10 protein-coding genes are annotated in these 7,188 nt (G+C 73.2%); 1 reads left to right on the forward strand and 9 read right to left on the reverse strand.

All coding sequences use genetic code 11. The features are described from left to right. Positions 1-34: 34 nt before the first annotated feature. On the forward strand, positions 35-439 hold the full coding sequence (locus C693_RS0115950) for a SirB2 family protein (protein ID WP_017463278.1): 405 nt from the start codon (positions 35-37) through the stop codon (positions 437-439). Positions 440-481: 42 nt separating this feature from the next. On the opposite strand, the gene C693_RS0115955 is transcribed toward C693_RS0115950, so the two are convergent. From C693_RS0115955 to C693_RS0115995, 9 genes are all read right to left on the reverse strand, one after another. After that, positions 482-1,690 carry a beta-ketoacyl synthase N-terminal-like domain-containing protein gene (locus tag C693_RS0115955; RefSeq protein ID WP_017463279.1) on the reverse strand — a complete coding sequence of 403 codons (1,209 nt, stop codon included), beginning with the start codon at positions 1,688-1,690 and terminating at the stop codon, positions 482-484. After that, complete coding sequence (gene fabA, locus C693_RS0115960; protein ID WP_017463280.1) at positions 1,690-2,205, reverse strand: 3-hydroxyacyl-[acyl-carrier-protein] dehydratase FabA; 516 nt, start codon at positions 2,203-2,205, stop codon at positions 1,690-1,692. The genes C693_RS0115955 and fabA overlap by 1 nt, the downstream gene beginning before the upstream one ends. Before the next feature lie 130 nt (positions 2,206-2,335). Continuing rightward, positions 2,336-3,643, reverse strand: coding sequence for a hypothetical protein (locus C693_RS0115965; RefSeq protein WP_017463281.1), 1,308 nt, complete (start codon positions 3,641-3,643; stop codon positions 2,336-2,338). Next, positions 3,624-3,863 (reverse strand): DUF2249 domain-containing protein, encoded by a 240-nt coding sequence (locus tag C693_RS22725; RefSeq protein WP_017463282.1) that lies wholly within the window; start codon positions 3,861-3,863, stop codon positions 3,624-3,626. Before C693_RS22725 ends, C693_RS0115965 begins: the two co-directional genes overlap by 20 nt. Before the next feature lie 61 nt (positions 3,864-3,924). After that, positions 3,925-5,076 (reverse strand): 4-phosphoerythronate dehydrogenase PdxB, encoded by a 1,152-nt coding sequence (pdxB, locus tag C693_RS0115975; RefSeq protein WP_017463283.1) that lies wholly within the window; start codon positions 5,074-5,076, stop codon positions 3,925-3,927. A gap of 71 nt (positions 5,077-5,147) precedes the next feature. Next, positions 5,148-5,450, reverse strand: coding sequence for a hypothetical protein (locus C693_RS0115980; RefSeq protein WP_017463284.1), 303 nt, complete (start codon positions 5,448-5,450; stop codon positions 5,148-5,150). 110 nt (positions 5,451-5,560) lie between these two features. Beyond that, a complete protein-coding gene (locus tag C693_RS0115985; protein ID WP_017463285.1) occupies positions 5,561-6,025 on the reverse strand; it encodes a hypothetical protein in 465 nt (154 codons plus the stop codon). After that, positions 6,022-6,585: an SCO family protein gene (locus C693_RS0115990; protein ID WP_017463286.1), complete on the reverse strand. Its 564-nt coding sequence runs from the start codon at positions 6,583-6,585 to the stop codon at positions 6,022-6,024. The genes C693_RS0115985 and C693_RS0115990 overlap by 4 nt, the downstream gene beginning before the upstream one ends. Next, the coding region (locus C693_RS0115995; protein WP_017463287.1) for a formylglycine-generating enzyme family protein at positions 6,582-7,188 on the reverse strand (607 nt) is incomplete at its 5' end. The genes C693_RS0115995 and C693_RS0115990, both read right to left, overlap by 4 nt.

Consider the following 7,188-nt stretch of genomic DNA (forward strand, 5'->3'; position numbering starts at 1 on the left):
CCGGCGCGCCCCGCCTTCACGGATCCGGTTCCCCATGTTCGAGTTCTATCCCCAGATCAAGGCCGTGCACATCGCCTGCGTGATCCTCAGCGGGCTGCTGTTCGCGCTGCGTGGCACGCTGGTCCAGGCCGGTCGAAGCACCGTCGCGCACTGGGCGCCGCTGCGCTACCTCAGCTACTCGGTCGACACCGTGCTGCTCACTGCGGCACTGATGCTGCTGACCATCCTGCCCGGCGCCTACTTTGCCAACGGCTGGCTGACGGTGAAGCTGGTGGGCGTGGTGTTCTATGTGATCTGCGGCAGCCTGGCGCTGAAGCGGGCGCGCAGCGCAGGCATGCGCCGCGGCTTCTTCGCCGCGGCGCTGCTGCTCTATGTCGGCATCGTCGGTATCGCCTGGGAGCACCATCCGCTGGGCTGGCTGCACGCCTGGGCCGGATGAGTGCTGCCTGGCGGCCTCGCGCCCTGCGGGCGGCGCCCCGGGCTAGACCCGGGCGAACACCAGGCTGGCGTTGGTGCCGCCGAAGCCGAAGCTGTTGGACATCACCGTGGACAGCCGCGCCGGACGGCTCTCGCGGAGGATCGGGAAATCCGCCGCGCCCGGATCGAGCGCGTCGATATGGGCCGACCCGGCCATGAACCCGTCGCGCATCATCAGCAGGCTGTAGATCGCCTCGTGCACGCTGGCGGCGCCGAGCGAGTGCCCGGTCAGCGCCTTGGTCGAGGACAGCGGCGGCACGTGTGCACCGAACACCTCGCGCACGGCGTGCAGTTCGGTCAGGTCGCCCAGCGGCGTGGCAGTGCCGTGGGTGTTGAGGTAGTCGACCGGACCGGCGACTCCGGCCAGCGCCATCTTCACGCAGCGCACGGCGCCTTCGCCGCTCGGCGCGACCATGTCGGCGCCGTCGGAGGTGACGCCGTAGCCGACCAGTTCGGCATGGATGCGCGCCCCGCGCGCCCGGGCGTGTTCGTAGTCCTCCAGCACCAGCATGCCGCCGCCGGCGGCGATGACGAAGCCGTCGCGGCCCGCGTCGTACGGACGCGAGGCGCTGGCGGGGGTGTCGTTGCGGCGGCTGGCGAGCGCGCCCATCGCGTCGAACTGCGCGGTCATGCCCCAGTGCTCCTCCTCGCCGCCGCCGGCGAACACCACGTCCTGCGCACCGTGCCGGATCAGGTCCGCCGCCGCGCCGATGCAGTGCGCCGAGGTGGCGCAGGCGGCGGCGATCGAATAGCTCAGGCCGAGGATGCCGAACGCGGTCGCCAGCGAGGCGGATACGGTGGAGCACATCGTGCGCGGCACCATGTACGGACCGACCCGGCGCACGCCCTTGCCGCGCAGCAGGTCGGCGGTCTCGATTTGCCAGTGCGCCGAGCCGCCGCCGGAGCCGGCGACCACGCCGGTGCGCGGGTGGCGCACCTGTTCCTCGGACAGTCCGGCATCGCCGATCGCCGTGCGCATCGCCACGTAGGCGTACGCGGCCGCGCCACCCATGAAGCGCAGCAGCTTGCGGTCGATCGCCGTCTCCAGCTCGATCTGCGGCACGCCGGCCACCTGGCTGCGCAGGCCGCGGGCGACGTACTCGGGCATCGCGCGGATGCCGCTGGTCAGCTCCTGCAGGGCGCGCGACACGGTGTCGGCGACGCTGCCCAGGCACGAGGTGATGCCGAATCCGGTGACGACCACGCGGCGCATCAGAAGCCCTCCGTGGACTGGAACAGGCCCACCCGCATGTCGCTGGCGACGTAGATCAGCCGGTCGTCGACGAAGGTCTTGCCGTCGGCCACCACCAGCGCGAGCCTGCCGCGCATCACTCGGCGCACGTCGATCTCGTAGCGCACCAGCCGGGCGTCCGGCAGCACCTGGCCGCTGAACTTCACCTGCCCCACGCCGAGCGCGCGGCCGCGTCCCGGCTCGCCCAGCCAGGGCAGGAAGAACCCCGACAGCTGCCACATCGCGTCCAGCCCCAGGCAGCCCGGCATCACCGGATCGCCGGCGAAATGGCAGCCGAAGAACCAGAGCTCCGGATGGATGTCCAGTTCGGCGCGCAGCACGCCCTTGCCGTAGGCGCCGCCGTGGTCGTCGACGTGGGTGATGCGGTCGAACATCAGCATCGGCGGAGCCGGCAGGCGTGCGTTGCCGGGGCCGAACAGCTCGCCGCGGGCGCAGGCCAGCAGCTGGTCGCGGTTGAACTCGGAGGGGCGGGTCATGGGCTCGTCTCGTGCGGGTATCCGGCGAGTGTGGACGGCGCCGGATGCGGTCGCCCTGACACGGGTCAAGCGGATACGGGCGGCCGCGCGGCGAGTGGTCGGTGGAGAGTCCCGGTGGCTTCGTGTGGCGTCAGGCGTGAGGGGTCTCGGGCTGGGCCGCATCGACGGGCACGCGGTGATCCCCGACAACGGGGGCGGCGGTACGGTTCGGGCGCCGCAGACATCCGCGTGCGGTGCGCAGCGATCCAGCCAGCGCCCGCGCATGCAGCAACCACGCCACCAGCTGCGCCGCGCCGGCCAGGCGCGCCAGCCAGGGCTGCGGCCACAGCACGGCCGCCAGCAGCCAGACGGCGGCGGTGCCATGGACGACGAGCAGCGCCTGCTTGTGCCGCTCGTCCAGCAGACGCTGCACGCCCGGGATCCGCGTGCCGCGCGGCACCCGGCGACGCAGGTCGATCCAGGCCACGAACGGCACGATCTCCAGCGCCATCGAGGCGACCAGCAGCGGCATGCCGATGCCCAGCCCCAGCGTGCCGGCGAGCATGCCGGCACCGCTCGCCAGCGCGACGGCCGCGGCCACGAGGGCGGCCAGGCCGAGCCGCCAGTGCCGGTACAGCGCGCGTCGTCGCTCGCCGGGCACCGGCCACTGCAGCGCCAGTGCGGCCAGCGCGAAGGCGCCGCCGCCCGACGCCACCACCCACGGCAAGGCAACACCGTCCGGCCGGTGCAGGTGCCAGGCCGCCGCCAGCGGCAGCGCCACGGTCGCGGCGGCGAGCCAGCCGGCCTGCACCGGTGCGGCCACCCGTCCAGTGCCCTGGAACATCGGCATCACCACCCGCGCCACCGCGGCCAGCAGCGCGATCATCCAGCCCAGCACGCCGAACGCCGCGTGCACGTCGACCAGCGCCAGCGGCCACCGGCCATATCCGGCCAGCCGCCATGCCAGCAGGCCGCCGGCCAGCGCGGTCGCGCTGCCGTAACCCAGCGCCGCGCCGAGGCCGACGCGCAGCAGCCGCTCGCCCGCGGCCGCCACCAGGCCGGGCAGCGTCATCGCGCCCAGTCCCAGCAAGGCCAGTGGCAGCAGCGTGCCGGCGGCGGCCAGCGCGACGCGGTCGCCACGATGCAGCCCGGTCACCAGCAGCAGTGCGCCAAGGTTCCACGCCCCGTGGAGCCACGGTGCGTGACGCGCACCACGCAGCGGGGCACCCGCGGCGGCGGGCAGGAACTGCAGCACGCTGCCGATCATCGCGTTGCCCAGCACGCCCAGCGTCCACACGTGCACCAGCGCCAGCGTGGCCGGATGCCAGCGCACGCGCAGCGTCGCGTCACCGTCGATCAGCAGCAGCGCGCCACCGACGATGCCCCAGCAGGGCATGGCGAGCAGGAAGCGCAGCGGCAGCGTGGCTGCCGGCGCCTGCTCAAGCCGCAGCCGGGTCATCGCAGGGACGACGGATGTGCACCCGTACGCTGCCATCCGCCGCGGGTGCGTCCGGCTCGGCGTCGAAGCCGAGCTGCGCCAGTTCCATCAGCAGCGGCCGCGGCAGCCGCGGCGCGACGATCGCCAGCGAGGCGCCGGGCGCCAGTTCGCCGGCGGCGGCGAGCGCACGCAGCATGGGCTCGGGGGCCGGAAGGTGCCGCAGGTCGAGTTCGTCGGGCATGGCGCCATTGCAGCGCGCGCCACGCTGCGCGGCGCTGATCCAGGTCAGCCGGTGCCTGCGCTCAGTCGGCGCAGGGAAAACCCTGCGCGCGCAGCATCGCGCGCTCGTCGGCCGGCAGTCGTGCGGCGAGCGATTCGTCGTGCACCAGCTCCACCGTGCCGAACTCGCGACGCAGCGGGTACTGCTTGCGCAGCCGGTCGAACGCGGCCGCGCGCGCGTCGTCGTCGGCATCGAGGGTGGCGCGGAAGGCGTCGTCGTCGTCGGTGACGCGCCAGGCCGCACGCATCAGGTCCAGTGCGCGTCGCGGCGCCAGCCGGGCGACGTCGAGCACGCACCGGGCGGACGCGGGCACCAGCGACGCCAGCGTCATCGTCGGCGACTGGCCGAGGAAGGCGCAGAGCGCCTCGTACAGCATCCAGGTGCCGCGCAGCTTGCCGTCGTAGGAGTAGCCGGCGATGTGCGGCGTGGCCAGTTCGACCCGCGCGGCGAGCCGGCGGTCCACCAGGGGCTCGCCTTCCCACACGTCGAGCACCACGTGCAGGTCGTCGCGCCGTTCCAGCGCAGCCAGCAGCGCGGCGTTGTCGACCACCGCGCCGCGCGAGGTGTTGAGCAGGATCGCGCCGGGCTTCAGCCGGGCGAGCAACGCCGCATCGCCGAGATGGAAGGTGGGATGCGCGCCGTCGCGGACCAGCGGGGTGTGGAAGCTGACGATGTCGCAGCCGGCGATCGCGTCCATGTCGACCAGCCCGGTGCGACCGGCGTCGGCCAGCGGCGGATCGCAGGCGAGCACGTCGAGCCCCATCGCCTGTAGTCGCTGCTGCAGCCGCGAGCCGACATTGCCCAGCCCGACGATGCCCGCGCGCTTGCCGGCCAAGGAGAAGCCGTGACGCTCGGCCAGTTCCAGCAGGGCGCTGGCGACGTAGTCGACCACCGACATCGCGTTGCAGCCCGGCGCGCTGGCGAAGGCGATGCCCTGCGCGCGCAGCCAGTCGAGGTCGACGTGGTCGGTGCCGATGGTGGCGGTGCCAACGAAGCGCACGCGCGAGCCGGCGAGCAGCGCCTCGTCGACCCGGGTGACCGAGCGCACCAGCAGCACGTCGGCATCGCGCACGTCCTCGGCCGCGAGGCTGCGTCCGGGCCGTGCCACCACCTCGCCGAAGCCGGCGAACAGTTCGCGCGCCAGCGGCATGTTTTCGTCGACCAGGATCTTCATCGCGCACCGTGTCCAGCGCCGTATCGGCGGGCGCCATGATAGGTGGCCCGGCGCGGTGGCGCAGGAGCGAGCTAGCCGCAGGGCGGTGTCGTCACGTCCGTTAGTGAATCCAGCACCTCGCGCAGCTGCGTCTGCAGCGCCTGCCACGCGGCGTCCCAGTGGCCTTCGTTCGGCTTGGCCAGGGCAAAGCGCTGCAGCCGCGCGTGGACGTCGGCGAGCCGCTCGCGCAGGGCCTCGGCCTCGGCGCGCGCCTGCTCGAAATCCGCCAGCCCGACCAATTGCACCTTGCGGTCGCGGCACACGCCGATGCAGGTCTGCGGCGCCTCGACGCGGCCGCAGCCGATGCATTGCCAGGCTTCGATGGTGTCGGTCATGTCGCCGCTCCGTCGCACGATGGGGGACATGCTGCGTGGTGGCGCGCGGCGCCGGACTGATCCGGATCAGCCGCCCGCGGCGGTACGGCGTACGGAATGTCGCAGGGCGCTCAGTGCGCCGCCGCTGCGGCCCACCCCGGATCGGCGAAGTAGCGCGGGTAGGCGGCGACCGCATCGCGCATCGCCTGCACCTGGGCCATGTCGTCCGGGTGTGCTTTCAGCGCCTGCGCGGCGGCGAGCAGCGGCACCAGCATGTGGTGCAGCACCGCGTCGCGGTCCTCCGGCAGCTTGCACCTGGCGAAGATGTCGGCGGCGGCCTGCTCGATCAGGCCGACCCGGTCCAGCGCCATCGTCGCGTCCATGTGACCCATCTCGTAGTGGCGCAGTTCGTCCAGCGCCACGTGGATGCGGCCCATGCCGTCCTCGAGTGCCGCGTCGACCGGCCAGCGTTGGCTTGGCATCGGCGCGGGCGCCGCCGGTTCGGCGGGCTGCGCGTGGTGGCTGTGCTGCGCGGGCACCGGCGCGGACAGGCCCAGCGCCAGCAGCATCAGCAGGGTCGGGGCGGCGCGGTTCACGGCCGGCCTCCGGCGAGCCTGCGCACGGCGGCGACGAACTCGGGATCGGTGCGGCCGATGATCGTGCTGCGCGCCACCACGCGGCCGTCGGCGTCGAGCAGCAGCAGCACGCTGGAGTGGTTGAAGTCGCCGTCGGGCAGCTGGCGGTACTGCACGCCGAGCAGCGCGGCCAGCGGCCGCACGTCGCCCGGCTCCGCACGTGCCAGCGTCCACCAGCGCGGATCGAGCTGGTGACGGCCGGCGTAGTCGGCGAGTCTGGCGACGCTGTCGCGGGCCGGATCGAAACTCACCGCCAGCAGCCGGAGTGCGGCCGGGTCGCCGGCGGCGTGGCGGGTCGCCTTCATCGTCTCGATGATCATCGGGCAGACCATCGTGCACGAGGCGTAGAACATGCTGACCAGCTGCGGCTGGCCGCGGCGCGCGGCCAGCGGTGCGGGATGGCCGGCCTGGTCGGTGAGGGTCACCGGCAACTGGTAGACCGAGTCGCCAGGCAGCGCGTCGGCGGCGTGCAGCGGCAGCGCCAGGCACAGGGTGCAGAGCAGGAGCAGCAGGCGGTTCATGGCGTATCCCCGATGGGCCGCGCGCAGCGGAAGCCCAGGTTGACGGTGGTGTCGGTGGCTTTCAGCGAGGAGAGCATGGCGATGCGCATCAGCGTGGCGTAGTTCTCCTTCTGCTCCATGCTGATCGCGCCGGCGCCGCAGAACTTCAGCTTGTCGGCGCCGTCCTGGTCGCGGCTGTCGCTGCCTACCAGCAGCGCGTTGAAGTCGTCGACCCACTCCCACACCAGGCCGTTGAGGTCGCGCACGCCGTGCAGGTCGGGCGGGCCGCCGACGGTGGGCAGGGCGTGGCCGGACGGACGGCCGTACCAGTCCAGCACGCGCTCGCGCCAGGCCGGGTCGCTGCGCGCGTCGGCGCGGGTGGCATCGGCCGCAGCGGCCATCTCCCACTCGTACCAGCTGGGCAGGCGGGCGTGTTCACTCGCGCAGTAGGCCTGGGCGGCGAACCAGCTCACCCGGGTCACCGGCTGCGCCGGCAGCGCGTCGGCACCGAGCGCGTCCGGGCCGGCCCACTGCGAGAGATAGCGGCCGTCGGCGAACACGCTCGGCACGCGATCGCGCCGCCACGCGGGGTGGCGGCGCACGAAGGCGAGGAACTCGGCGTTG

The sequence above is a fragment of the Dyella ginsengisoli LA-4 genome (genome assembly GCF_000334915.1).
GTDB lineage: Bacteria > Pseudomonadota > Gammaproteobacteria > Xanthomonadales > Rhodanobacteraceae > Dyella_A > Dyella_A ginsengisoli_A.